A 25,906-nucleotide genomic window follows, 5' to 3' on the forward strand; every position below is an offset into this window, starting at 1 on the left:
CATCCTGTCCCTGTCAGCGATAACGGCAGAGGGTGGGCATAAAACGAGGTTCAAAGGTCGCACATGAAGCGAGTTGGACTTATAGGTTGGCGTGGCATGGTGGGCTCTGTCCTCATGCAACGCATGCGCGAAGAAAACGATTTTGCCAACATCGAACCGGTGTTTTTCACCACGTCCCAGGCTGGGAAGCCGGCTCCGGATATTGGTAAAGAGGGCATCCCGCCACTGCAGGATGCGTTTGATATCGACATCCTGAAAACCCTGGATGTGGTCCTGACCTGTCAGGGCGGCGACTACACCTCCGAGGTTTACCAGAAGCTGCGGGATGCAGGCTGGCAGGGTTACTGGATTGATGCGGCATCGACGCTGCGGATGGTTGATCATTCCGTAATCGTGCTGGACCCGGTTAACCGCAACGTGATCGACGCGGCACTGGCCAACGGCGTCAAAGACTACGTTGGCGGCAATTGCACCGTCAGCCTGATGATGCTGGCCCTTGGTGGGCTGCTGGAGCAGGATTTGATCGAGTGGGTTTCGCCGATGACGTATCAGGCGGCGTCCGGTTCTGGTGCGCAGAATATGCGTGAACTGCTGAGCCAGATGGGTGCGCTGAACGACAGCGTGAAATCCGAGCTAGAGAATCCGTCCTCCGCGATTCTCGAAATCGACCGCAAGGTCACCGAAACCATGCGTTCCGGTGAGTTTCCCACCGAGCACTTCGGTGTGCCGCTGGCGGGTAGCCTGATTCCGTTTATCGACAAGCAACTCGATAACGGCATGAGCAAGGAAGAATGGAAAGCCGGTGTTGAGACCAACAAGATTCTGGGTCGCAGCGACAATCCGATTCCCATTGATGGCATCTGCGTGCGAATTGGTGCGATGCGCTCCCACAGCCAGGCGCTGACCATCAAGCTGAAGAAAGATCTGTCGGTTTCTGAGATCGAGAGCATTCTGGCCAAGGCCAATGACTGGGTCAAAGTAATCCCGAACGATCGCGAAGCGACCATGCAGGAGCTCACCCCGGCGAAGGTGACCGGTACCCTGAGCATTCCGATTGGCCGTATCCGCAAACTGGCCATGGGACCGGAGTACATTTCCGCGTTTACCGTGGGTGATCAGCTGCTCTGGGGCGCCGCTGAGCCGCTGCGCCGCATGTTGCGGATCCTGCAGGAACGTTAAAAAGTGTTACACAGGGGTAATTAATGCCAACTGTGTCCGGTTTTTGGTAAGCCGGTCAGGGGCGGAGGCTGATTTCAGCGTCCGCCCCTGTTATTTTCAAGGGCACTAAGGAGTTCCGCCTGATTGATCAAAAAACGGTGCAAGGATTGCAGCTGATTGATTGATAAAAGGGGTTTTATCAACAATACTTGCCATTCTGAACAGTATAATTGCGATATAACAACGAGAACTAAAAAGACGTAAGTCATCCAACCTCGTCCGATTCTGTTGAGATACAGCAGTAAAGAATAACGGAGACTGGAAAGGAAAAAGCATGAAGGTACGCAAGCTTGCGATTGCCATGGCGCTGGCAGGAGGGCTCGGTTCCGGTGTCGCTCAGGCCTTGGGTTTGGGCGAAATTGAACTTCAGTCCTGGCTGAATGAGCCTCTGGATGCGGAAATATTTCTCCGTGAAAGTCGTGGTGTGGATCCCGGTGACGTGTTTGTAAATGTCGCCCCGGAAGCTGCCTACGCAAGGATAGGAATTGATCGCCACCAGTTTCTCAGCAGACTGAGGTTCGAGGTTGTTACCGGTGCAGACGGTAACCTCGTTGTTAACGTGTCGTCCCGGGAGCCACTCCGGGAGCCTTACCTGAACTTCCTGTTGGAGCTGACCTGGCCAAACGGTCGCCTGATGCGGGAATACGCGGTACTTGTCGATCCTCCGGTTTACGCTGAGGATTCCGGCGTCCGGGAGCAGGTTAGTGCACCATCTACCGCGGCGCCGACAGCGACAAGGCAGCCGGCTACTCGCAGTCCTGAGTCTATTCGCCGTCAGGCGGAGATCGAAGGGACTTTGGCAAGAGGCACCCGGGTTGACAGCTTTGGCCCTACCGGACCATCCGATACACTTTGGACAATCGCTCAGCAAGTCCGTCCTGATAACTCGGTATCGACACAGCAGGTGATGCTTGCACTGCAGGATCAGAACCCGAATGCGTTCATTGCAGGCAACATCAACCGCTTGAAGCGGGGTGAAGTGCTTCGGGTTCCCACGATGGAGCAGATTCAAAGCCGAAGCAGAGCTGAAGCAAACACAGTGGTTGCTCAGCAGAATCAGGAGTTTCAGTCCCGCGCGGTAGACGCTACCCGCACTGCGGAAGCGGATACTGCTCCGGCAGCGCCTTCGGCAACGGCTAGTGGCGACGAACTGCGCCTTTTGGTCGCCGATGGTGACAGTCGGGATGCGGCGGACGGTGGCTCTGCCGGCGGCGATGGGGATCTTCCCGGCGGTGCCGACGCCGGCTCTGCCATTGCGATGGAAGAGCTTGAAGCAACGCGTAGAGAGAATGAAGAACTGAACAGCCGACTGGCTGACCTTCAGGATCAGGTGTCGACACTCCAGCGTCTGCTTGAGCTGAAGAATACCCAGCTTGCCGATATGCAGGGTATGACTGCTGAAGAGGCAGAAGCGGCTGGGCTCACGACAGATGAAGTTGGAGAGCCTGTACAACCAACGGCAGAGCACTCTGATGATGACGTTGCGGACGCTGATGAAGCTGGTTTGGCGCGAATAGATGATGCCCAGGCTGAAGGCCAGCCAGTGGATCAGTCAGCAGTTGAAGCTGCCGATCAAACCGGTGAAGCCGCGCAGGCCGAGCAAGAAGCAGAAGAGCCCGAAGTTGCTGCAGCACCGGCGCCCGAGCCCGCTGCACAGCCCCCCCGTCAGCCCGATCCTGTAGTGCCGCCTGCTGTTGATCGAGGCTTCCCGGGTAATATCATCCACGCGATCACCAACAATTCGCTGTACCAGGTTGCCTTGGGTGGTGGTCTGGTGCTGTTGCTCCTGTTACTGCTGTTCGTGGCGCGTCGTAATGCCAACCGCGAGAAAGCCTTCTATGATCAGCTGAACAGTGAGGAGGGTGGTGACAACGACTCCTTCGATCTGAACCTGGAGGATGAGTCCGCAGAGAATGAAGCGTCAGGCGACGCGCTTGCAGAGGCAGATACCTACATCGCTTATGGTCGTCACGATCAAGCAGCACAGGTTCTTGAAACGGCCATTTCGCGGGATCCGAGCAGAGCCGATCTTAGGCTGAAGCTTTTGGGCGTGTATGCCGACAACCAGGACCGCGAGTCGTTTGAGAAGCAGTTTGGTGAAGTTGAGGCATTGGATGATGAGGCTGCTACCGCTGAGGCTAATGCTCTTCGCGAGCGACTGGCTGAAGCAGAGTCCATGCCGAGTATCGACGATCTCGAGTCTCAACTGCGCTCCGATTCGTATAGCGGTGTTGAAACTTCAGAAGAGAGTTCGACTGACGAAGACTGGGATCTTTCGGATGACCTGAAGGCTGATGAGTTTGAAGCGAGGCCGGAGCCGGAAATCGAAAACAAATTTGGTGAGCTCGAGTCTGACGTTGCGGAAGAGACTGCATCCAGCGACGACTTGATCGAATTCGATCTCTCCGGGTTTGAGAAAGCTGACGAAGCTGAAACTGGCGAAGCAGAAGCCATTGAAGAATCCGACTTCTCATCGCTGGAGATAGATCTGGAAGACTCCGAACCGGCGGAGGCGGAAGAAGACGATCTGAGTTTCGATTTCGAGACCGCCCTTGAAGATGATCAGCCAGCGGAACCAGCAGAGCCGAAAGCTGAGGCAGAGGCTTTGTTCGATGCCGAAGTGCAAGATGAAACGGAGTCTGATGACGTCCTGGACGAGTCTTTCCTTGACGAGCTGGATGCCGAACTGGATAAAGTCGCTGGTGAGGCGGAAGAGCCCGAAGATCTGGATCTGGGTGAATCGACTCTGGATGATCTTGAGCTGGATGTTTCCGACGAAGACCTTGCCTTGATGGAAGAGTTTTCGGAATCCGAGCTGCCGGCCGGTCCTGACCAGGATGAAACTGCGCTGGATGAGGAGCTTGGGCTTGAAGACGCTCTGAATGAGCTTGGACAGGACGAGTCTGGCTCCTTGGATACACAAAATCCGGAGGAGCTGGTATCCGAAGCTGAAAATGAGCCCTCGGCGACACCCGAAGAGGATGATGAGCTTGTGCCTCTTGCCTCTGAAGCTCTTGACGCGAAGCCAGGCCAGGGTTCAGCGCTTGATCTTGACGAGAACGACCTGGGTGAGGAAGACGATTTTGACTTCCTCGCAGGAACCGACGAAGCGGCCACTAAACTCGACCTGGCGCGTGCCTACATCGAGATGGGTGACAGTGACGGTGCTCGGGATATTCTTGAAGAGGTTGCTCTTGAAGGGAACGACGAGCAAAAAACGGAAGCGCAGGAGCTCCTTAAAAATCTCTCCTGATCCGTTATAATCTCGTGATACAGGCAAAAGCGCCGGCCATAAGGCCGGCGCTTTGTTTTTAAGTGGACACCTTCAGCGGATCAACTTTTGTTTCTTAGCCCTCAACCTTTGACCACAAATAACGCGATCGGCAATGGCCGGGTCGTGATCATTTTTGAGTATGATGGCCGCAAATTTCACGGATGGCAGCATCAGAAAAGCGGTGTGCGCTCTGTACAGGCGGAGTTGACCAAGGCCGTGGCGAAAGTGGCAGACCATCCCGTAGACTTGGTGTGCGCGGGACGAACCGATGCCGGAGTACACGCCAGTTTTCAGATTGCTCACTTTGACTCGTCATCAACGCGAACACTGCGTTCTTGGGTGATGGGGATGAATACGGCGCTTCCCGATGACATTTCGGTGCATTGGGCTGGTAACGCCGTTGGTGATTTCCACGCACGCTTCTCTGCGGTCTACCGTCGTTACCGTTATATTATCTATAATAATCCAGTAAGGCCGGGAATTCAGAGGGGCCAGGTCAGCTGGACGTTTCGGCCGCTGGACGTCCCGGTCATGCACAAGGCTGCCCAGGCGCTGGTGGGCGAACATGATTTTTCATCATTTCGGGCAGCAGGCTGTCAGTCCAGAACCCCAGTTCGCTTTCTTGAGCGGATTTCAGTAACCCGATGTGGTGACTTTGTCGTAATAGATGTTCAGGCAAACGCTTTTTTGCATCATATGGTGCGCAACATAGCGGGTGCGTTAATGGCAGTGGGTACCGGTAAGGAATCGGATAGCTGGATTGCCGATATCCTGGCGGAGAAGGATCGTAAACTCGCTGGTGTTACTGCGCCGCCTCACGGGCTGTATCTGGTCGATGTCGGGTATCCTGAGCGGTATGGAGTGCCTCAGGCCTTGTGTGGACCAGAATTCGTCAACCCTTGGTTTGACAGGGAGGATAATCTTCCCGTTGAGCCGTCATACATTCACCCCAAACAACCGGCGTCGACATGATGACTACCCGCGTCAAATTTTGCGGTCTCACTCGGCCTGAAGATGTCGATGCGGCAGTCGCGTGCGGGGCTGATGCCATTGGCCTGGTCTTTTATGAGCCTAGCCCCCGTTCTGTAACGCTGAGCCAGGCGAAAGCGTTGGCCGCAAGGATACCCGCGTTTGTAACAGTAACGGGGCTGTTCGTGAATCCTGATCGTGACTTTGTAGAGCGTGTTCTGCACGCTGTGCCTCTGGACCTGCTGCAGTTTCATGGTGACGAAACGCCAGAGTTATGTAAGGCGTTTCAGCGCCGGTGGATCAAGGCAATCCGCGTTCGTGAGCCCGGGCAGATCGAGCATGCGTTCCACGAATACCGTGACGCCGCCGGCCTGTTGGTCGATGCCTGGGATCCGGAACGCTACGGTGGAACAGGGCGCTCGTTTAACTGGTCGCTGATTCCTGAAGACCGTCCGCTGCCGCTCATATTGGCCGGTGGGCTGTCTTCTGCTAACGTAGCCTGCGCCATTGAGGAAGTCAGGCCCTGGGCTGTCGACGTCAGCGGAGGGGTGGAGCAGAGTAAGGGCAAGAAAGATCCCGCCAAACTATCCGACTTTATGAAAGAGGTTCACCGTGTCTGTAAAACTGACTGAAGAAATGTTGAAGGCGCTCCCGGATGCGAGAGGTCACTTCGGTGCCTTCGGTGGCCGATTTGTATCGGAAACCCTGATAGACTCGCTGATGACCCTGGAAAGAGAATACCTTCGCCTCAAAGACGACGCCGAATTCCAGGCCACATTTGACAAGGATCTGGCGGATTACGTGGGTCGGCCTAGCCCACTTTATTTTGCTGAGCGGTTGACCAAAAAAGCCGGTGGTGCCCAAATCTGGCTAAAGCGTGAAGACCTTAACCACACCGGCGCGCACAAGGTGAATAACACGATTGGTCAGGCTTTGCTGGCCAGCTTTCTTGGCAAAAAGCGCATCATTGCAGAAACCGGAGCCGGTCAGCATGGCGTTGCCACAGCCACAGTCTGCGCGCGTCTCGGTCTGGAATGCCATGTATTTATGGGCGCTGAAGACGTCAAGCGACAGTCGCTGAACGTGTACCGGATGAAGTTGCTGGGTGCCACAGTGCATGCCGTGCAAAGTGGCACCAAGACTCTCAAAGACGCCATGAACGATGCCATGCGCGACTGGGTAGCCAATGTTGATGATACCTTCTACATCATTGGTACCGTGGCCGGCCCGCATCCGTACCCGCTGCTGGTTCGGGATTTCCAGTCGGTGATTGGCCGTGAAACCCGTCGTCAGTCACTGGTGCAGGCCGGCAAGTTGCCGGATGCGCTGGTTGCCTGCGTGGGCGGTGGATCCAATGCCATTGGTATGTTCCACCCGTTCCTGGCCGATGAGACGGTCGAACTGTATGGCGTTGAGGCCGGCGGGCTCGGTATTGAAACCGGGCAGCATGCGGCGCCTCTTTGTGCCGGCCGCCCCGGCGTGCTGCATGGTAACCGGACCTACCTGATGGAAGACGAGAACGGCCAGATTGCCGCCACCCATTCCGTCAGTGCTGGTCTGGATTATCCAGGTGTTGGCCCGGAGCATTCCTGGTTGAAAGACATTGGCCGTGCGCACTACGTGTCTGTGACGGATGATGAGGCGCTGGACGGCTTCCGCATGCTGACTCAGATAGAGGGCATCATGCCGGCTCTTGAAACAGCCCATGCCGTTGCCTACGCCGTCAAGCTGGCCGCCACTATGGACAAGGACAAGATGATCGTTATCAACATATCCGGTCGCGGTGACAAGGATATCCATACCATTGCCCAGCTTGATGGCATTGAAATCTGAAGGTGGCAGGACTAGGCATGAGCCGAATTGAAGGTGTAATGAAAGCGTTGAAAGATCAGGGCCGGAAAGCCCTGATCCCTTATATTACCGCGGGTGATCCACACCCTGACCAGAGTGTTGGTCTGATGCATACGCTTGTAAAAGCCGGTGCCGATATCATCGAGCTGGGCGTACCTTTCTCAGACCCCATGGCCGACGGCCCGGTTATCCAGCTTGCTTGCGAGCGGGCACTGGTCCACGGCACCACGCTTCGTCAGGTGATTGCCATGGTCAAGGAATTTCGTAAAACCGATGATTCGACACCCATTGTATTGATGGGCTACCTCAACCCGATGGAAGCCATGGGCTATGAGGCCTTTGCCGATGCGGCAGCCGATGCGGGTGTGGATGGTATACTGACCGTTGATTTGCCGCATGAAGAAGCGGACGAAGTGGCGCCCCTTTTTGCAGCGCGCAATCTGGATCCGATTTTCTTAATGGCACCGACGACAACGGATGAGCGCATTAAGGCGATCAGCGAACACTCTTCTGGTTATGTGTACTATGTTTCTATCAAGGGTGTGACCGGTTCGGCAACGATCAACGTGGATGAAGTGGCTGAGAAAGTGGCGCATATTCACAATATTATGGCATTGCCGGTTGGTGTTGGCTTTGGTATCCGGGACGCTGACACCGCTGCGGCGATTAGCAGAGTATCCGATGGTGTAATTGTTGGAAGTGTACTTGTCGATACAATAGCCCGACATCAAGCAGATCCAGATGCCCTGAAAAAGGCGCTGACGGATCTGTTGCACCCGATGCGTGTAGCCATGGACAACCCGGCGTCCTGAGCGGCACACATCCAGGCATCAAAGGACAGGATGAGAGCATGAGTAACTGGCTTGATAAAATTATGCCGAGCAAGATCCGCTCGGAATCACGGCAACGTACCGGTGTACCGGAAGGGTTGTGGAAGAAGTGTCCGAAGTGTGGAGCGTTTCTTTATAAGCCGGAGCTTGAGAAAAACCTGGATGTCTGCCCGAAGTGTAACCACCATCTTCGGGTGACAGCCCGTCGTCGTCTCGACATCTTTCTCGATAAAGACGGTCGGGAAGAGATTGCAGCGGCCCTTGAACCCTCGGATCGATTGAAGTTCAAAGACAGCAAACGCTACAAAGACAGGCTGTCTGCTGCGCAGAAGGCAACCGGAGAGAAAGACGCGCTGATTGCCATGAAAGGCACCACGATGGGCGTACCCCTGGTTGCCTGCGCGTTTGAGTTCAACTTTCTGGGTGGTTCGATGGGTCAGGTGGTCGGCGAGAAGTTTGTGCAGGCCGCCAACGTGTCTCTGGAGCATCGTATTCCTTTGGTGTGTTTCTCTGCCAGTGGCGGTGCGCGCATGCAGGAAGCCATCCTGTCACTGATGCAGATGTCCAAAACGGCGGCGGTCCTGGAGCGTTTGAAGCAGGAGGGCATCCCGTACATATCGATCATGACGGACCCTGTTTTCGGGGGGGTGTCTGCCAGTCTGGCGATGCTCGGTGATCTGAATATTGCAGAGCCATACGCCCTGATCGGTTTTGCCGGCCCTCGTGTTATCGAGCAGACGGTCCGCGAGAAACTCCCGGAAGGGTTTCAGCGAAGCGAATTTCTGTTGGAGCACGGAGCAATCGATATGATTTTGCACCGGCACCAGATGCGCGAACGAGTGGCTCATGTGCTCGCCAAGTTTACCGGTCAGGAAAAACCCGGTATTGAAGCGCCCATAGAGTTCGAAATAACGGAAAAACCGGACATTGATGAAGCCCCCAAGCACTAATTCCAAACCGGCCTCCCCGGAGGCCGGTGCTACGGTTGCCCAATGGCTTCAGTGGCTTGAAGCCATCCATCCCACCGAAATCGAACTTGGCCTTGAGCGCGTTCTGGTCGTTTTGCGCCGGCTTTTCCCGCGAAAGCCAGCGGCACGAATCATTACCGTTGCCGGAACCAATGGCAAAGGCACCACGGTCGCGACAGTTGAAAAGCTGTTGAGGGTCGCCGGTCGCAGAACAGGCGCCTATACGTCACCCCATTTGCAGCGTTACAACGAACGGGTCCGTCTGGACGGCCAAGACATTACAGATGCTGCTCTGGTATCGGCCTTTGAACGGGTTGAATCTGCTCGTGGCAAGGTGTCCTTGACCTATTTCGAGTTTGGCACTTTGGCTGCCTTCGTTGCCTTTGCGGACGCCGGGGTCGAGGACTGGATTCTCGAAGTTGGACTGGGCGGGCGCCTGGATGCGGTTAATGTGCTGGATGCAGACTACGCGGTGATTACGTCTATCGATATCGACCATGTCGGGTTCCTTGGTGATAATCGTGAAGTCATTGGTTTTGAGAAAGCCGGTATTTTGCGGCCCGGTATTTTTGCGGTCTGCGCAGACCCGTTGCCGCCTTCGTCTGTGTTACAGCAAGCGGCCGCGCAGAAGGTAGAGCTGCAAGTAACTGGGCGGGATTATCAGATTGCGTCCAGGCCGGCAGATGCCTCGATGGTGGACCTGGTTAGAGAGCACGAGCGGATAGCCCTCCCTGCTGGACCGTTGCCGGTGGAAAGCGTTGCGGCGGGTGCGGTGCTGGTCCGGCTGTTGGAGCCGGAACTGTCGGCTGGTCGGATCAGCGAAGCGGTTCAGTCACTGGCGGTACCGGGGCGTTTTGAGCAGCTGCGCAGGCATCCGGATGTAATTCTCGACGTTGGGCATAACCCCCACGCTGCGCGCTGGCTTGCGAGCAAGCTTGAAGGGCATAGATCCAGGGCAGGGCGTGTTTTGGGTGTATATGCGGCATTATCTGACAAAGACGTTGCAGGCGTCCTGATGGCAATGGCGCCGGTTGTCGATCAATGGTGGTTTGCCGGGCTTAGCGTTCATCGGGGGCTGGATACAAAATCTTTGGTTGCGCTGGCAAAGGCGCGTGGGATCGATCGTTACAGGGGATTCGACTCGGTGCCAGATGCGCTTCGCGCCGCGATGGCAGAGGCAGGCGCCGCCGATACGATTATCGTATTCGGATCTTTCTATACCGTTGCCCAAGCCCGTGAGTTACTGGAGCATGGTGTCTCTTAAACTTTGTCCATGGCGAGCGCTCGGGCTTTGTGTTCATGCGAGCGCGCAGTTAGTATCAGGGTCAAATTGACCAAAAAGGGAGCCGTCTCTCGTGAATGGATTGAAGCAAAGGATCATTGGCGCGCTGGTGCTGGTGTCGCTGGCCGTCATCTTTGTGCCCATGATATTTGATGAGCCTCACTCTGAGCGTGAGTCGCGGTCGATCACGATTCCTGAAGAGCCTCCATTTCCAGAAGTAGATGTGCCCGCTGAGCCGGTTGCAGGTGGTCCGGATTACGGCATGACGGCGGAACCGGAAAGCGCGTCCTCCGAGCCTGCGCAAGGGTTCCGACTGATTGAGGACAACGAGCGTGCGGCTCCCAGTCAGGCCAATGCTCAGCAGGCAATGCCGCAAACAGCAGCACCAGAGCCGGACCCGGAGCCAAAGCCCGCAGCTCAGCAGGCTGCACCTGAACCCGCACCCGAACCGGTGGAAGAGACCGCTGAGTATACTCGCTCTCTCGAAGGCGCCTGGGTTGTTCAGTTGGGGAGCTTCGGCAATGCCGATAATGCGCGGAGATTGCGTGATAATGTGCGTGATATGGGTTTTGGTGCGCACCTTCAGCAGGTTGAACGTGGTGATGCCACTCTGACACGAGTGTTCAGTGGCCCGTTTGCCAACAAAACCGACGCCGAAGCCGCTAAAAAGTCGCTGGACGAGGCGTTCTCGCTCAACAGTCTGGTCACGTCGGGCGGAAAGTGAGCCGGCGTTGTCATTTATGAGTCTATGGCAGTTTGGTGACGCTGGGTTTCCTGATAGAATTCGCGCTTCCTTTTCTCCATCGGGTTCTACATGGAAGCGCTGATCTGGATTGATTGGGTCGTCATTGCCCTGATTGCCGTATCCACGCTAATCAGTCTCAAGCGAGGCTTTGTCCGAGAAGCACTGTCCCTGGTGACCTGGGTCGGTGCTTTTGTTATCGCGCGCACCTTCCATCCTCAAATGCAGTCGTTGCTTGAATCCACTGTTGAGACACCCCTGGTAAGGTTGATCGCTGCCTTCGCGATTCTGTTCTTTGGCACGCTGATTGTTGGCGCCATTATTAATAACATGATCGGTCATCTGGTTCGGGCGACCGGGCTGTCAGCCACGGACCGGGTTCTGGGTATGGGCTTCGGGCTCTTGCGGGGCGTGGTGGTCGTTATTGTTGCTATCGCGTTTACCCGTTACACGCCGCTGGCCGAGGATACATGGTGGAAGGAGTCCATCATGATCGACCGTCTTGCGGTCGTTGAAGATTGGTCTCGCCGCACGTTCGGCGATGAGTTTGCCCGATTCCTGGGCCCCGCAGAAGGCGCCTGGGAAAAGCCTGGCGAATCGATTGAGCAGGAAGGCGTAGATCCTGCGCCTACATCCCGTTAACATTCAGATCTAACACTCGGAGAGTATTCCAGCCATGTGCGGCATTGTCGGTATTGTCAGTACTTCTCACGTCAATCAGCTTCTTTATGATGCACTGACTGTTCTTCAGCACCGTGGCCAGGATGCGGCGGGTATCGTGACCTTTCAGGATGATCGGTTCTTTCTTCGTAAGGACAACGGGCTGGTGAGGGACGTGTTCCACACCCGTCATATGCGCAGGCTGGTGGGCAATGTGGGGATTGGTCACGTTCGTTACCCTACCGCCGGTAGTTCGAGTTCTGCCGAAGCCCAGCCGTTCTATGTGAACAGCCCTTACGGCATCACACTGGCTCACAACGGTAACCTGACCAACGCTGACGATCTCAGTAGTGACCTGTTCAGGACCGACCTTCGTCATATCAACACCAACTCGGATTCCGAGGTGTTGCTGAACGTCTTTGCCCACGAGCTTCAGAAACTTGGCAAGCTGAATCCGACCAAAGATGAAATCTTTTCGGCGGTACGGGCGGTTCATAAGCGCTGTCGCGGTGCTTATGCGGTGATTGCCATGATCACCGGCTATGGCATTGTCGGTTTCCGTGATCCCAATGGTATTCGGCCGGTCTGCTACGGCGTTCGCGAGAACGAAGACGGCCAGAAGGAATACATGATCTCGTCGGAGAGTGTGGCCCTTAACTCGGCCGGCTTTACCATCGTTCGGGACATTGCTCCGGGAGAAGCGGTTTACATCGAAACCGACGGCACGCTCTACTCCGAGCAATGTGCCGAATCGCCAAAACTGTACCCCTGTATTTTTGAACACGTCTATTTTGCGCGGCCGGACTCTATTATGGATCGGGTTTCGGTCTACAAGGCGCGCTTGCGTATGGGCGAGACCCTGGCAGACAAAGTGCTGAGGGAGCGGCCAGAGCACGATATCGACGTGGTGATCCCGATTCCAGACACCAGTCGTACCTCGGCCATGCAGATGGCGTTTCAGCTGGGCGTGAAATACCGGGAAGGCTTTATCAAGAATCGCTATATCGGTCGCACCTTTATCATGCCCGGCCAGAAGATGCGCAAGAAATCGGTACGGCAAAAGCTGAACCCCATTGATCTGGAGTTCCGGGGCAAGAATGTCATGCTGGTTGATGACTCGATTGTCCGTGGCACCACCTGTAAAGAAATCGTGCAGATGGCGAGAGACGCCGGCGCCCGTAATGTTTATTTTGCGTCTGCTGCGCCCCCCGTGCGTTACCCCAACGTTTACGGTATCGACATGCCTTCGGCCAGCGAGCTGATTGCCCACGAGTGTACTGTAGAAGAAATCCGGGATCAGATCGGTGCCGACTGGCTGATCTATCAGGATCTGGAAGATCTGATTACCTGCGTCAGTGACGTTAATGACGACATTGATGGCTGGGAGTGCTCAGTGTTCACCGGTCACTATGTGACCGGGGATGTGGATGAAGCCTACCTGAACCGGCTCGAGAATCTTCGCAAAGACGAAAGCCGCTCCGGCGGACTGGTGTCCGATGGAGATAACGCCATAATTGACCTGCACAATGATGAAGACTGATCCACAAACGCGAACGCCAGGAGTAGTACATCATGACATTTAGCCGAGAAGAACATCTCTGGATCCCGGAATCGGATCTGGAAGGCATGTCGGTTGATACCCTGGCAGTCAGGGCAGGGCAGATCCGCACCGGGCAGCTTGAACATAGTGACGCCATTTTCCCGACATCCAGTTTTGTCTACGGCAGCGCGGCGCAGGCGGCGGCCCGATTTGGCGGGGAAGAGCCCGGTAACATCTATTCCCGGTTCACCAATCCGACCGTGCAGGCGTTTGAGGCCAGGATTGCGGCCATGGAAGGTGGTGAAAAAGCCGTTGCCACGGCCTCGGGAATGGCGGCCATACTGAGTACCTGCATGGCTCTGTTGCAGTCTGGTGATCACGTTATTTGTTCACGCGGGGTGTTTGGCACCACCAATGTGCTGTTCCAGAAGTACATGGCCAGATTTGGGGTGGAAACATCGTTTGTCAGCCTGACCGATCTCGATGCCTGGCGGGGCGCGGTGCGGCCGGAAACCCGGATGTTATTTATCGAGACGCCTTCCAATCCGTTGTGTGAAGTTGCCGATATGGCTGCACTGAGTGAATTGTCCAGAGCGAACGATGCGCTGTTTGTGGTCGATAATTGCTTTTGTACTCCGGTTTTGCAGCGGCCGCTGGAGCAGGGCGCAGATCTGATTATTCACTCTGCCACCAAGTACCTGGATGGCCAGGGTCGGTGTGTAGGCGGCGTAGTCGTTGGGCCTGCGAAGTATCTTGACGAAATTTATGGCTTCCTTCGCTCGGCGGGGCCAACCATGAGTCCTTTTAATGCCTGGGTGTTTCAAAAGGGTCTGGAAACCTTACCGATTCGTATGCGAGCCCACTGTGACAATGCGTTAGAGTTGGCTCGTTGGCTGGAAGGCCAGCCTCAGGTGACCAGGGTGTTCTATGCAGGCCTTGCGAGCCACCCCCAACATGAGCTGGCAAGAAAACAGCAAGATGGATTTGGCGGTGTTCTATCGTTCCAGGTAAAAGGAGAGCGTGAAGAGGCCTGGCGCTTTATTGATGCCACCAGGATGATTTCCATCACCGCAAACCTTGGTGATGTGAAGACAACCATCACCCATCCGGCCACCACAACTCACGGCCGATTGTCGCCGGAAGACAAAGAGAAAGCCGGCATTACAGAAAACCTGATTCGGCTGTCTGTTGGCATAGAAGCCATTGATGATCTGAAAACCGATCTGGCACGGGGTTTTCAGGCGCTAAAAGACTAAACTCACTGACGGTTTGAGCATTCATGGCGGAATCCGCTAAAGCGAAGAAAGCAGCACCCTCTGAACTGACGGACAAACAACAACGCTTTCGCCGTCTGGTAGCCCAAGGGGCCAGGGAAGGCGCGGTGATTGGCATGATTGTGCTCTGCATTTATCTTGTCATGGCCCTGTTTACCTTCAGCGCGTCGGACCCGGGCTGGGCCAGCATTGGTCACGACACGCGTGTCGACAACGCTGCCGGCCGTTCTGGCGCCTGGCTTGCCAGTTTGCTCGTGGATTTCTTTGGCCATGTTGCCTGGCTGTTCCCGGCAATGATTGCCGGCTATGCCCTTATGCTCATCCGCCTTCGTCATGAGTCTCTCGATCTGCACTGGCCGTTATTCATGGTGCGTTTCGGGGGCTTTTTGCTGATTCTGTTATCTGCCACCAGTCTGCTGTCGCTGTATTCGGTCTTCGGCCTGGGAGCGTCTTCTGGTGGCGTGTTGGGCGTTGCGGTATCAGAGGCGATGATTCGTTTCTTCAATCTGCCTGCCACCACATTGCTACTGATCGCCATCTTCCTGTTTGCCTTGACGGTGACCATTGGATTGTCCTGGTTCCGGTTGATGGATCATGTGGGCGGTTTCACTCTGAAAGTCAGCCTGTGGGTCATGGCTTTGCTTAAGTCGCCAGAGCAGCGCACTGGCAAGGTTGCTGAATCTCGCGCAATCCCGGAGCCGGAGCCGCCTGTGGTCAGAGATCAGGTGGCCCGCGCCAAAGCAAAAGCCAAAGCAACGCCAGGAGAGAAAAAAGACGCCTGGTGGCGCCGTTTGTTCCGTCGCAAAGCCAGGGCGGGGCAGGAAGGCCGAGAGCCCGTCAAACCCAGGGCCCGTAAAGAGCCCGCCGTTGAAGGTGTTGCGTCTGCCGACCAGGAGCCGGCACTTCTGGAAAGCTTCAGCTCAAGAGACAATGAATCTGACGTGGATCGCCAGCCGTCACCCAAACCGAGTGCCGTCAAGCCCGCAAATCGTTCACTGAAGATCTCGCCGTTTAAAAAGGATGATCAGGGCTCTGCGGATAAGAAGGCTTTGTCATCGAAGCAGGGCTCTTTACTCGAAGATGTTGAAAGTCCTATCCCGCCCATTTCGCTTCTGGATCCGCCCGAGGTGCACAAGGAAAAGGGCTACTCTGAAGAAGCTCTGGAGCACATGTCACGGCTGCTGGAAGAAAAACTGGCGGACTTTGGCGTTTCCGTAGAAGTCGTTGAAGTTAACCCGGGCCCGGTTATCACCCGTTTTGAAATCAAGCCGGCAGCGGGCGTCAAGGTGAGTAAGATATCCAATCTTGCCAAAGATCTGGCGCGTTCACTGGCGGTGTTGAGCGTGCGGGTAGTTGAGGTCATACCCGGCAAGTCTGTGGTGGGTATCGAGATTCCAAACGAAGAGCGGGAGATCGTTCGCCTGAGCGAGGTGCTCAGTGCGCGGGTGTTTATCGAGTCGTCATCTGCGCTGACGTTGGCGCTAGGCAATGATATTGGTGGTAACCCAATGGTAGCCAATCTCGCCAAGATGCCTCATTTGTTGGTGGCGGGTACGACCGGCTCCGGTAAATCCGTTGGTGTAAACGCCATGCTGTTGAGCATGCTGCTCAAGGCAACCCCCGAGGAAGTCCGCTTTATCATGGTTGACCCGAAGATGCTTGAACTGAGCATCTACGATGGCATTCCGCATTTGTTGGCGCCGGTAGTCACCGACATGAAAGAGGCCGCTAACGCATTACGTTGGTGTGTTGCCGAGATGGAGCGGCGCTATCGACTGATGGCGAGCCTGGGGGTGCGTAACATCGCCGGTTATAACAAAAAAGTGAAGGACGCCCGGGCGGCGGGAGAAGCGCTGCTGGATCCGTTCTGGAAGCCCGATGAATACCTCGCCAATGACGAGCAGGACCGACCGGAGCTTGAAACCTTACCGTTTATTGTGGTGGTGATCGACGAATTTGCTGACATGATGATGATCGTCGGTAAAAAAGTGGAAGAGTTGATTGCCCGTATTGCCCAGAAAGCCCGTGCCGCCGGCATTCATTTGATTCTGGCGACTCAGCGGCCTTCCGTAGACGTTATCACTGGCTTGATCAAAGCCAACATTCCGACCCGGATGTCGTTCCAGGTGTCGTCGAAAATTGATTCGCGAACCGTACTCGATCAGGGGGGCGCGGAGCAATTGCTGGGCCACGGCGACATGCTGTACTTACCTCCGGGCTCGGGCTTGCCAGTACGGGTTCATGGTGCGTTTGTCGATGATGATGAAGTGCATCGTGTGGTCAGTGCCTGGAAAGCGCGTGGTGAGCCGGAATATGTTGATGATGTGCTTAATGGCGCAGAAGGTGAACACTTACCGGGTGTGCCGACATTGAGTGAGGGCGGTGGCGGTGAAGAGGGCGATGCCCTGTTCGATGAAGCCGTAGCGTTTGTCACCGAGAACCGACGGGTGTCGATCTCGTCTGTGCAACGCAAATTCAAGATTGGTTACAACCGTGCCGCCAACCTGGTGGATGCTATGGAGGCCTCGGGGGTAGTCAGTTCGGCGGGCCACAATGGTGCCAGAGAAGTACTGGCGCCCCCGCCTCCAAGAGATTAGGAGTGGTTATGATCAGATCTATGGTTACCTCGGTTATGCTCGCGGTGATGTTGTCGACTGCAGGTACCGCGTTGGCAAATCAGAAGGCGCAGGCCCGCGAGGCTGCAGAAGAGCTGGCATCGGTATTGCGCGGATATCAAACCTATCAGGCCAGCTTTATCCAGATCGTGGTCAGTGGCAACGGCAACACGGTTCAGGAGAGCCGGGGGTCGATGAAGGCCAAGCGGCCAGGCTTGTTTTACTGGGAAACCGATGCTCCCCTGTCGCAATTCATCGTCAGCGACGGCGATACCGTTGAAGTCTACGATCCAGATCTGGAGCAGGTCACCATTCACACACTGGACGACCAGGTGCAAAGCACCCCGGCGCTGTTGCTCAGCGGAGAGGTGGGCAACCTCGACGAAACCTACGAAGTCAGCGAGCGCCGGATAGGTGATGGAACGCGGGAGTACACGTTGGTACCCCGAAGCTCGGATTCCCTGTTTACGTCCTTACGCCTGAGTTTCTATAAGGGTGAGCTTCAGGAAATGCGGATGGAAGATTCGCTGTCTCAGATCAGTATTCTGAGCTTTGATCAAGTAACCCTGAATCAGGAGCTCGACAACAACGTTTTTCGTCTTGAGTATCCGGAGGAGGTAGACATCATTCGGGATGGCGTCTAATGCAAGACAACCTGTTTCAGTCTGACGCAGGTTTTCAGCCACTGGCCGCGCGCATGCGACCAGTGGTGTTGGAGGATTACGTTGGTCAGAGCCACCTTGTAGGCCCGGGCAAGCCCCTGAGGCGAGCGATTGAACAGGGACAGTTGCACTCGATGATCCTTTGGGGGCCGCCGGGGGTGGGCAAAACCACGTTCGCGCGACTGCTCGCCAATGTGGGGGATCTGTCATTCGAAACGCTCTCTGCCGTATTGAGCGGGGTCAAAGAAATTCGCGAGGTGGTTGAGCGAGCCAGACACCGAAAGCACGCTCAGGGTCGAGACACCCTGTTGTTTGTTGACGAGGTGCATCGCTTCAATAAAAGCCAGCAGGATGCGTTTCTACCCCATATTGAAGACGGCACCTTCATCTTTGTTGGTGCGACCACAGAAAACCCTTCGTTTGAGTTGAACAGCGCACTGCTTTCCAGAACACGGGTCTATGTCCTTAAAAATCTGGAAAGTGACGACATTCTTCAGCTCCTGAACCGAGCACTGGCCAGTGCTGATGGACTGGCTGGAAAACTTCAGGTTGCGCCGGACGTGCTGGGCACCATGGCAGAAGCTGCGGGCGGCGATGCCCGGCGAGCCCTGAATATTCTGGAAGTAGCGGCCGATCTGGCGGAACCGGATGACAAGGGAGATAGCCGGGTCAGTGCACAAACCCTGGAACAGGTACTGCAAACCAGTTTGCGGCGGTTCGACAAAGGTGGAGATGTTTTCTACGACCAGATCTCGGCCCTCCATAAATCAGTCCGCGGCTCCAGCCCGGATGGCTCATTGTATTGGCTTTGCCGAATGATCGATGGCGGCTGCGATCCGCTTTACATTGCCCGACGTCTGGTGCGGATTGCCAGTGAGGATATTGGCAATGCGGATCCCAGAGCCTTGCAGCTCACGTTACAAGCCTGGGATGCACAGGAGCGCCTGGGTTCACCAGAAGGTGAACTTGCCCTGGCCCAGGCCGTGACTTATCTGGCGTTGGCGCCCAAAAGCAATGCGGTATACCAGGCTTTCAACGAGTGCATGGCGGATATCCGGAAAGACCCGGATTATCAGGTGCCTGTTCACCTGCGCAATGCCCCCACCAATCTGATGAAAACTATGGGGCATGGCTCGGACTACCGCTATGCCCACAACGAACCGGATGCCTACGCAGCCGGTGAGAGTTATCTGCCCGAAGCCATCCACCAGCGACGTTATTATCAACCGGTGATGCGTGGCCTTGAAATCAAACTGGCCGAAAAGCAGCAGCGGCTGAACGCGCTCGATGCCAGCAGTGCGCACAAACGCTATTGATGCATCTGACCTGCCGCTCCTGATGGGGATGGACAAGGCAGATGGTGTTTAGCAGGTTCATGGCAGGTATAATGCCGTCATATTCATTCATTTGTTAACCGGAAAATTCAGGAAGATCATGCTCGATCCGAAACGTGTCCGTACTCAGACTGAAGAAATTGCCCGCAGGCTAGCCACCAAGAATTATGAGTTTGATGTTGCCACCTTCGAGGGTTTAGAGGAGCGCCGAAGAGCCATTCAGGTTCGTACGGAAACACTACAGGGCGAGCAGAACAAACGATCAAAGTCTATTGGCAAAGCCAAGGCGGCCGGCGAAGACATCAAGCCATTGCTGGATGAGGTGGATAACCTCAAACAGCAAAAAGCAGAAGCCGAGGACGAATTGCGCTCAGTCCAGGAGTCCCTGAATGCCTTTTTTGCCGGCATACCCAATTTGCCAGACGAGGATGTGCCGCCCGGGGAAAGCGAAGATGATAACGTTGAAACCCGTGCCTGGGGCACTCCGCGAGTTTTCGACTTTGAGCCCAAAGATCATGTTGCTCTTGGTGAAGAACTCAAGGGCCTGGATTTCGAGACGGCCACACGGCTTGCTCATTCCCGCTTTGCGGTAATGCGGGGCCCCCTGGCCAAACTGCATCGGGCTCTTGCTCAGTTTATGCTTGACCTGCATACCGAGGAGCATGGTTATACCGAGGCGTATGTGCCGTATCTGGTGAATGCCAACGCACTGTTTGGCACCGGCCAGTTGCCCAAGTTTGAGGCAGACCTGTTCAGAACGGCGGGTGACAACCCTCTGTACCTGATACCGACCGCAGAAGTACCGGCCACCAACCTGGTGTCGGATACCATCCTTGATGCGACCGAAATGCCTGTGCGGCTAGTCTGCCATACGCCGTGTTTTCGCAGTGAGGCGGGATCCTACGGCCGCGACGTTCGCGGTATGATCCGGCAGCATCAGTTTGACAAGGTGGAGCTGGTTCAAATTGTGCGCCCGGAAGACTCTGCGGATGCGCTCGAACAACTGACCGGCCATGCCGAGAAGGTTCTCCAGTTGTTGGAGCTGCCCTATCGGGTGATGACACTGTGCGGTGGTGACATGGGCTTCTCTGCGGCGAAAACCTATGACCTCGAAGTGTGGTTGCCCGGCCAGGGCAAATACCGTGAAATTTCTTCCTGCTCCAATACTCGTGATTTTCAGGCACGGCGTATGCAAGCCCGTTGGCGCAATCCGGAGACTGGAAAGCCGGAGCCTGTGCATACCCTTAACGGTTCGGGGTTGGCGGTTGGCCGCGCGATGATTGCGGTGATGGAGAACTACCAGCAGGAGGATGGCAGCATTCTGGTTCCGGAAGTTCTCAAACCTTACATGAGAGGCATTGATCGCATCCAATGAGCGAGCAACAAAACGATGCACCAGGGCAGGGCATCAAAGCTGGGTCTGCACCGATACGGTACAGACTCAACCCCATAACAGACAATCCGAACAATTCCCCGGGTGAGGTGGCGCTGGTGGGCGCAGGGCCCGGTGACCCGGAACTTCTCACCCTGAAGGCCTGGCGCCTGATCCATTCGGCTCAGGTTGTCCTTTACGACCGCCTGGTGTCTCCGGAAATCCTCGCGCTGATTCCAGAATCTGCGGAGAAGATCCACGTGGGCAAGCAGCGCTCCAATCACACGTTGCCTCAGGATCAGATCAATCAGCGTCTGGTTGACCTGGCGCGACAAGGGCGAAAAGTGGTTCGATTGAAGGGTGGCGATCCGTTTATTTTTGGTCGTGGCGGTGAAGAGATCGAAACGCTGGCTGATGCAGGGATTCGGTTTCAGGTGGTGCCGGGGATTACCGCGGCTTCTGGTTGTGCCGCCTATGCCGGTATACCCCTGACACATCGGGATTACGCCCAGTCAGTTCGATTCATTACCGGACACTTAAAGGATGACACCTGCAATTTGCCCTGGTCGGATTTTGTTCAGAATAATCAGACCCTGGTGTTCTATATGGGTCTGGTTGGCTTGCCCATTATATGCCGTCAATTGATCGCCCATGGCATGAACAAGGTTATGCCTGTTGCGTTGGTGTCCAAGGGCACAACACCAGATCAGAAAGTGATTGTGGGTAACCTGAATACGATCGTTGACATGGTAGAAGGCGGTGACGTTCAGCCCCCAACGCTGGTGATTGTGGGTGATGTCGTGAGCCTGAGAAGCCGACTGGATTGGGTGGGTGCTGTGGAGGGGATAACCTGAGCCCGGGCCGATAAAGAAAAAGCGTGGACGACACCCACTCGGAGCGGGTGCCGTCTGATCTCGTAAATCGATCTTATTTGCCGCGCTTGGGCAGTACGTCCTTCAGCTTTTCACGCATGTCGCGGATGGCTTTCTCGGTTGTTTCCCAGTCAATACAGGCGTCGGTGACCGATACGCCGTACTTCAGGTTCTCAAGGTTCTCCGGAATGGACTGATTGCCCCAATTAATGTGGCTTTCAACCATCAAGCTCTGAATGGAGGTGTTGCCTTCGAGAATCTGGTGGGTGACGTCCTGCATAACCAATGGCTGAATCGCCGGGTCTTTGCTGGAGTTGGCGTGGCTGCAGTCAACCATGATGGATTTGCGCAGCTTGGCTTTGTCCAGTGCCTGTTCACACAAGGCCACGCTCACGGAATCGTAATTGGGCTTGCCACCACCACCACGCAGCACGACATGCCCATAGTGGTTACCTTTGGTGCGGATAACGGCCACTTTGCCTTGCTGGTCAATACCCAGGAAACTGTGCGGGTGAGAGACGGAGTTCATGGCATTCACTGCAACATCCAGGCTGCCATCGGTACCATTTTTGAAGCCGATGGCCATCGACAGTCCACTGCTCATTTCACGATGAGTCTGGGACTCCGTGGTTCTTGCGCCAATGGCAGACCAGGCGATGGTGTCCTGAAGGTATTGAGGCGAGATCGGATCCAGTGCCTCAGTGGCCGCCGGAAGGCCCATCTCGTTGATGTCCAGCAGCAAACGACGACCAATATGCAGGCCTTGCTCAATGTCAAAGGTATCGTTCAGGTGCGGGTCGTTAATCAGGCCTTTCCAGCCAACGGTAGTACGGGGCTTTTCGAAGTAGACTCGCATCACCAGGAACAGGGTGTCACTGACTTCGTCCGCCAGCTTTTTGAGCCGGGTGGCGTAATCTGTTGCGGCTTCGACGTCGTGGATCGAGCAGGGGCCCAACACCACAAACAGACGATGGTCCTTGCCATCCATAATATCGTAAATGGCCTGGCGGCCCGAGGCGACAGTGTCTGCTGCTTTATCGCTGAGTGGCAATTCCTGCTTCAGTGCTTCAGGAGTGATCAGCGGTTCCTGGCTGGCCACGTTCAGGTTTTCAAGTTTCTTGCCCGACATCTTGTTGTGCTTCCCCGAATCAGATCGTTGCATCACCGGGTAACGCGGTCATGGTTCGCCCGGTGTTAAAGGATGAATGCGAATGGCGCCGGCATGCAGTTGCGATAAACCCCGGCGAGTTGGTTATACTGCGTTATTTGAAGACCCTTTTCAACGCTTCCAGACAACAGGTACCGGATGTCGCCCACACCCAGGAAACCACAGGCTGTCGCTTCCTCCAGAAAGGTGGTTTCAGAAAACATCACACAGGTTTTGACCGGCATTCGGGTTCCGGATTTGCCGTATCCGGTTGGCAAATTGTCACCCGATGCTGTACCTGACTGGCGCCCTCTGCTTTTATCGTGCTGGGGCGAGCAGCGTGATGAGCGTGTTACTCGGGTTTTACGCTCTGTTGAAATCGAATGGACGGTGCGTCAGGTCAACGCCGCGTATCTCTCTGATCGCATCATGGACGTGTTTCTGAAAACCAGCGGGCTACATGACACCTTGGTGAATCGCATTGCCCGGCTTCGTTTCTGGCTTGCCTGGCAATTGGATGCCAATGGAGCCGAGGCATTTGGCCCGGTTATTCTGGATTGGCTCGACAATCTTCAGGAGTGGCGCGGTTGGAGCGATACCGGCGGACGATCGGCCAGAGTACTGCTGGATCAGCTCGACAGCCTGATCATTGCGGTGTCTGCGAGCTTCGAGTCCGGCCGCACCGGACCGGTTGAGGCTTATTGCCAGCAATGGCTGGTTGATAAAGAGAAGAGAGAAACCCAGGTCGGCAGGCTGAGGGAGCGATTGCTTGAGACAGAACAGGGCGCCTCTCGCCAACGTTTTGCCGACCAGATGAGTCGTGCGCTGATTGGTCGCGCGCTGACCGGGCGCAACCTGCCTGTGCCGATCAGCCGGTTTATCCTGAGTGATTGGCACAAAGTTCTTAAACAGAGCATTTGGCTTGAGGGTGTTGAGGGAGAGCTGTATCGACACGCCAATAAGTTGCTGGAATGGCTGGTCTGGCTGGGAGATCCGGCGCTTTCGGATCGTGACCGAAATCGTATGTACCATGTTGGTGAACAAATCGGTGATCGTATCCAGGATGTCTGGTCGCGGGCGCTTGGTCAGGAGCCTCCCCGGGCCGTCATGGATGAAATCCAGACGGTCATCGTGGACAGAATTCGCGGTGAGGCTCTCGAGTTAACGCCTGGCCTTAAGGTTGATGGCAGTTTTAGCTGGGAGTCCCGCTGGCTTACGGCCGCGTCTGTGCCAGCCGATGCGGCTTCTGAGTATTGTGGTTGCTGGTTTGTAGAGGGCGAGGGTGCTGGTGAGCAGCGCCGGTTCTTCTTTACGTTGCTGGAAGACAGTGGCGAAGTGCTTTGGACCAATGGTGCAGGCGTTAAGCTGGGACTCCAGCCTTGGTCTGCCTTTTTAACCAATCTTGAATCCGGCTTGGTGCGTCCTTTGCCGTCACCGACACCATTCGGGGATGTTTTGGCAGAGTCCGTCGAGTTGCTTGCGAGGGTGTGCGCAAAACAGCAAAAACAGCGCGAGAACGCGGCTAAGGAGGCTCGGGCAAAGGCTGAGGGTTTGCGTCGAGAAAAGGAAGAGGCTGAGCGAGTGCAGGCCGAACAGGAGGCTGCCCGGCAAGCCGAGCTTGATCGTCAGCATGCAGAGGCAGAAAGCCAAAGGCGGAAAGACGCAAAGGCAGAGCAGGAAAGGTTGCGGCGGGAGCTTGAGGTTGCGGCTATTCGGCAAATCGAGGGTATTGGTCTTGGTGGCTGGATCGTTTGTACGCCAGCGACGGACGGTGGTGATCCGGTTCGCTTGAAGCTTGCGGTGAAAATTTCAGCATCGCGCAAATATGTGTTTGTTGACCGGCTGGGCTTGAATCGCAAAGAGTTTTTACACGACGATCTGGTGGCTGGCATTGTCAATGGCAGCATCCGGGTACTTGGAAGTGCCGCAGAATTCGATGACACCCTCAGTCGGGTGGTCGGCCGGATTCGGGTAGGGCGGAACTGAGGACTTGACATAATGGACGACGATTATCAGTTCGGCACGTCTCAGACATTGCCACTTGGCAGAGATAAGCGGGAAGACTACAGACTGACCGCGAGGGCCAGGGCCTGGATTCAGCGTGAGACGCCAGAACCGGGCACCTGCAGCGCTGATCGGGCGGCCGAGAAGACGGTCGAATGCCAGATTCGAGATATCTCCGCCCGGGGGCTAAGCCTTGCGAGTACAGAGGCTTTTAATCTGAGTTCGCTACTAATGGCAGAAGTCAGTTTGGGCCACCGGTCAGAGCGGTATAAACTGATGGTCGAGGTGATGTGGTGCCGGCAAACGGATGAGGGTTACCAGGTGGGAATCCGGGTGCAGGAATCTGATGAGACCGACTACCTGGACTGGATAGACGCGGTCGCGACTGCGTTAGCCGATGGCTGAAGCTAAAGAGCCGGCGCAAGGCCGGCTCTTTAGGACGATGAGGGCAACCAGGCGACTCAGTCTTCCAGTTCACCCATGCCGGTGATGTTAAAGCCACCATCAACATACAGGATTTCGCCAGTGATACCGGAGGCCATGTCTGAAGACAGGAACGCAGCGGCATTGCCAACCTCATCGGTGGTCACATTACGGCGTAACGGAGCCCGTTTGGCGTTTTCGGCCAGCATCCGGCGAAAGCTCTTGATACCGGAGGCCGCCAGGGTCTTGATCGGGCCTGCCGAAATGCCATTTACCCGGATGCCTTCTTTGCCAAGGCTGGCAGCCATATAGCGAACGTTGGCTTCCAGAGAGGCCTTGGCCAGACCCATCACGTTATAGTTTTGCAGCACTTTTTCAGCGCCCAGGTAACTCAATGTCAGCAGGCTGCTGCCTTCGTGCATCATCTTGCGAGCACCCTTGGCCAGAGCGACAAAGCTGTAGGAGCTGATGTCATGAGCAATACGGAAGCCATCCCGGGTTGTGACATCCACATAGTTACCATCCAGCTCATGGCCCGGCGCAAAGCCCACTGCATGAATGATGATGTCGATGTTGTCCCAGTGTTTGTTCAACTCTGTGAACACATTCTCGATCTCTTGATCGCTGGCAACATCGCAGGGGTAGGTCAGCTGACTGCCCCATTGCTCGGCGAACTTTTCTACCCGCGATTGAAGCTTTTCGTTTTGATAGGTGAAGGCCATTTCGGCACCTTCACGAGCGAACGCCTCGGCAATGCCGTAGGCGATGGAATACTTGCTGGCGACGCCAACAATCAGCGCTTTCTTGCCACTGAGAATTCCCATGGGTATCTGCTCCCTGTGTTCCTTGGTTTTGGCGCATTATCCCCG

General features: G+C 55.6%; 20 protein-coding genes and 1 pseudogene. 19 read left to right on the top strand and 2 right to left on the bottom strand.

The features are described 5' to 3' along the window. Positions 1-63: 63 nt before the first annotated feature. The 17 genes and pseudogenes from asd to cobA form a co-directional block, all read left to right on the top strand. Positions 64-1,179: an aspartate-semialdehyde dehydrogenase gene (gene asd / locus IBX51_RS01525; protein ID WP_291827959.1), complete on the top strand. Its 1,116-nt coding sequence runs from the start codon at positions 64-66 to the stop codon at positions 1,177-1,179. Positions 1,180-1,492: 313 nt separating this feature from the next. Then, on the top strand, positions 1,493-4,471 hold the full coding sequence (locus tag IBX51_RS01530) for a FimV/HubP family polar landmark protein (protein WP_291827962.1): 2,979 nt from the start codon (positions 1,493-1,495) through the stop codon (positions 4,469-4,471). 87 nt (positions 4,472-4,558) lie between these two features. Beyond that, entirely contained in the window at positions 4,559-5,464 is a 906-nt protein-coding gene (gene truA / locus IBX51_RS01535; protein WP_291827965.1) for a tRNA pseudouridine(38-40) synthase TruA, read from the top strand. Then, positions 5,464-6,093, top strand: coding sequence for a phosphoribosylanthranilate isomerase (locus IBX51_RS01540; RefSeq protein WP_291828198.1), 630 nt, complete (start codon positions 5,464-5,466; stop codon positions 6,091-6,093). Before truA ends, IBX51_RS01540 begins: the two co-directional genes overlap by 1 nt. A 4-nt stretch (positions 6,094-6,097) precedes the next feature. Beyond that, positions 6,098-7,294: a tryptophan synthase subunit beta gene (trpB, locus tag IBX51_RS01545; RefSeq protein ID WP_367166330.1), complete on the top strand. Its 1,197-nt coding sequence runs from the start codon at positions 6,098-6,100 to the stop codon at positions 7,292-7,294. Positions 7,295-7,311: 17 nt separating this feature from the next. Then, positions 7,312-8,124, top strand: a complete 813-nt coding sequence (trpA, locus tag IBX51_RS01550; protein WP_291827966.1) for a tryptophan synthase subunit alpha — start codon at positions 7,312-7,314, stop codon at positions 8,122-8,124. Positions 8,125-8,162: 38 nt separating this feature from the next. After that, positions 8,163-9,092: an acetyl-CoA carboxylase, carboxyltransferase subunit beta gene (gene accD / locus IBX51_RS01555; RefSeq protein ID WP_291827968.1), complete on the top strand. Its 930-nt coding sequence runs from the start codon at positions 8,163-8,165 to the stop codon at positions 9,090-9,092. Further along, positions 9,073-10,374 (top strand): bifunctional tetrahydrofolate synthase/dihydrofolate synthase, encoded by a 1,302-nt coding sequence (folC, locus tag IBX51_RS01560; protein WP_291827971.1) that lies wholly within the window; start codon positions 9,073-9,075, stop codon positions 10,372-10,374. Before accD ends, folC begins: the two co-directional genes overlap by 20 nt. A gap of 91 nt (positions 10,375-10,465) precedes the next feature. Continuing rightward, positions 10,466-11,116: an SPOR domain-containing protein gene (locus IBX51_RS01565; RefSeq protein ID WP_291827974.1), complete on the top strand. Its 651-nt coding sequence runs from the start codon at positions 10,466-10,468 to the stop codon at positions 11,114-11,116. Between the two features lie 90 nt (positions 11,117-11,206). Next, positions 11,207-11,776, top strand: coding sequence for a CvpA family protein (locus tag IBX51_RS01570; RefSeq protein ID WP_291827976.1), 570 nt, complete (start codon positions 11,207-11,209; stop codon positions 11,774-11,776). Positions 11,777-11,810: 34 nt separating this feature from the next. After that, positions 11,811-13,334 carry an amidophosphoribosyltransferase gene (gene purF / locus IBX51_RS01575; protein WP_291827979.1) on the top strand — a complete coding sequence of 508 codons (1,524 nt, stop codon included), beginning with the start codon at positions 11,811-11,813 and terminating at the stop codon, positions 13,332-13,334. Between the two features lie 32 nt (positions 13,335-13,366). Continuing rightward, complete coding sequence (locus tag IBX51_RS01580) at positions 13,367-14,590, top strand: O-succinylhomoserine sulfhydrylase (protein WP_291827982.1); 1,224 nt, start codon at positions 13,367-13,369, stop codon at positions 14,588-14,590. Between the two features lie 23 nt (positions 14,591-14,613). Continuing rightward, complete coding sequence (locus tag IBX51_RS01585; protein WP_291827984.1) at positions 14,614-17,205, top strand: DNA translocase FtsK; 2,592 nt, start codon at positions 14,614-14,616, stop codon at positions 17,203-17,205. Positions 17,206-17,213: 8 nt separating this feature from the next. Then, a complete protein-coding gene (lolA, locus tag IBX51_RS01590) occupies positions 17,214-17,867 on the top strand; it encodes an outer membrane lipoprotein chaperone LolA (RefSeq protein WP_291827986.1) in 654 nt (217 codons plus the stop codon). Beyond that, positions 17,867-19,201, top strand: coding sequence for a replication-associated recombination protein A (locus IBX51_RS01595; RefSeq protein WP_291827987.1), 1,335 nt, complete (start codon positions 17,867-17,869; stop codon positions 19,199-19,201). Before lolA ends, IBX51_RS01595 begins: the two co-directional genes overlap by 1 nt. 118 nt (positions 19,202-19,319) lie before the next feature. Then, a complete protein-coding gene (gene serS, locus IBX51_RS01600; RefSeq protein WP_291827990.1) occupies positions 19,320-20,594 on the top strand; it encodes a serine--tRNA ligase in 1,275 nt (424 codons plus the stop codon). Beyond that, positions 20,588-21,445 (top strand): annotated as a pseudogene (gene cobA, locus IBX51_RS01605) (uroporphyrinogen-III C-methyltransferase); the annotation flags it as partial. The gene serS and the pseudogene cobA, both read left to right, overlap by 7 nt. Before the next feature lie 73 nt (positions 21,446-21,518). Here the strand turns inward: cobA and IBX51_RS01610 are convergent. Further along, the gene (locus IBX51_RS01610) at positions 21,519-22,592 is read right to left on the bottom strand and encodes a 3-deoxy-7-phosphoheptulonate synthase (RefSeq protein WP_291827995.1); all 1,074 of its coding nucleotides are present in this window, start codon (positions 22,590-22,592) and stop codon (positions 21,519-21,521) included. A gap of 297 nt (positions 22,593-22,889) precedes the next feature. Between IBX51_RS01610 and IBX51_RS01615 the strand changes: the two genes are divergently transcribed. Next, on the top strand, positions 22,890-24,596 hold the full coding sequence (locus IBX51_RS01615; RefSeq protein ID WP_291827997.1) for a DUF1631 family protein: 1,707 nt from the start codon (positions 22,890-22,892) through the stop codon (positions 24,594-24,596). 12 nt (positions 24,597-24,608) lie between these two features. After that, the gene (locus IBX51_RS01620) at positions 24,609-25,019 is read left to right on the top strand and encodes a PilZ domain-containing protein (protein WP_291828000.1); all 411 of its coding nucleotides are present in this window, start codon (positions 24,609-24,611) and stop codon (positions 25,017-25,019) included. Between the two features lie 56 nt (positions 25,020-25,075). Here IBX51_RS01620 and IBX51_RS01625 read toward each other — a convergent pair whose 3' ends face one another. After that, positions 25,076-25,861, bottom strand: coding sequence for an enoyl-ACP reductase (locus tag IBX51_RS01625; protein ID WP_291828002.1), 786 nt, complete (start codon positions 25,859-25,861; stop codon positions 25,076-25,078). Between the last annotated feature and the right edge of the window lie 45 nt (positions 25,862-25,906).

This window comes from Marinobacter sp. (assembly GCF_014859525.1).
In the GTDB taxonomy this organism is placed as follows: domain Bacteria; phylum Pseudomonadota; class Gammaproteobacteria; order Pseudomonadales; family Oleiphilaceae; genus Marinobacter.

Coding starts and splice junctions, on each gene's coding strand:
- asd (WP_291827959.1), top strand. CDS start 64: ATGAAGCGAGTTGGACTTATAGGTTGGCGTGGCATGGTGGGCTCTGTC.
- IBX51_RS01530 (WP_291827962.1), top strand. CDS start 1,493: ATGAAGGTACGCAAGCTTGCGATTGCCATGGCGCTGGCAGGAGGGCTC.
- IBX51_RS01540 (WP_291828198.1), top strand. CDS start 5,464: ATGACTACCCGCGTCAAATTTTGCGGTCTCACTCGGCCTGAAGATGTC.
- trpB (WP_367166330.1), top strand. CDS start 6,098: ATGTTGAAGGCGCTCCCGGATGCGAGAGGTCACTTCGGTGCCTTCGGT.
- trpA (WP_291827966.1), top strand. CDS start 7,312: ATGAGCCGAATTGAAGGTGTAATGAAAGCGTTGAAAGATCAGGGCCGG.
- accD (WP_291827968.1), top strand. CDS start 8,163: ATGAGTAACTGGCTTGATAAAATTATGCCGAGCAAGATCCGCTCGGAA.
- folC (WP_291827971.1), top strand. CDS start 9,073: ATGAAGCCCCCAAGCACTAATTCCAAACCGGCCTCCCCGGAGGCCGGT.
- IBX51_RS01570 (WP_291827976.1), top strand. CDS start 11,207: ATGGAAGCGCTGATCTGGATTGATTGGGTCGTCATTGCCCTGATTGCC.
- purF (WP_291827979.1), top strand. CDS start 11,811: ATGTGCGGCATTGTCGGTATTGTCAGTACTTCTCACGTCAATCAGCTT.
- IBX51_RS01580 (WP_291827982.1), top strand. CDS start 13,367: ATGACATTTAGCCGAGAAGAACATCTCTGGATCCCGGAATCGGATCTG.
- IBX51_RS01585 (WP_291827984.1), top strand. CDS start 14,614: ATGGCGGAATCCGCTAAAGCGAAGAAAGCAGCACCCTCTGAACTGACG.
- lolA (WP_291827986.1), top strand. CDS start 17,214: ATGATCAGATCTATGGTTACCTCGGTTATGCTCGCGGTGATGTTGTCG.
- IBX51_RS01595 (WP_291827987.1), top strand. CDS start 17,867: ATGCAAGACAACCTGTTTCAGTCTGACGCAGGTTTTCAGCCACTGGCC.
- serS (WP_291827990.1), top strand. CDS start 19,320: ATGCTCGATCCGAAACGTGTCCGTACTCAGACTGAAGAAATTGCCCGC.
- IBX51_RS01610 (WP_291827995.1), bottom strand. CDS start 22,592: ATGTCGGGCAAGAAACTTGAAAACCTGAACGTGGCCAGCCAGGAACCG.
- IBX51_RS01620 (WP_291828000.1), top strand. CDS start 24,609: ATGGACGACGATTATCAGTTCGGCACGTCTCAGACATTGCCACTTGGC.
- IBX51_RS01625 (WP_291828002.1), bottom strand. CDS start 25,861: ATGGGAATTCTCAGTGGCAAGAAAGCGCTGATTGTTGGCGTCGCCAGC.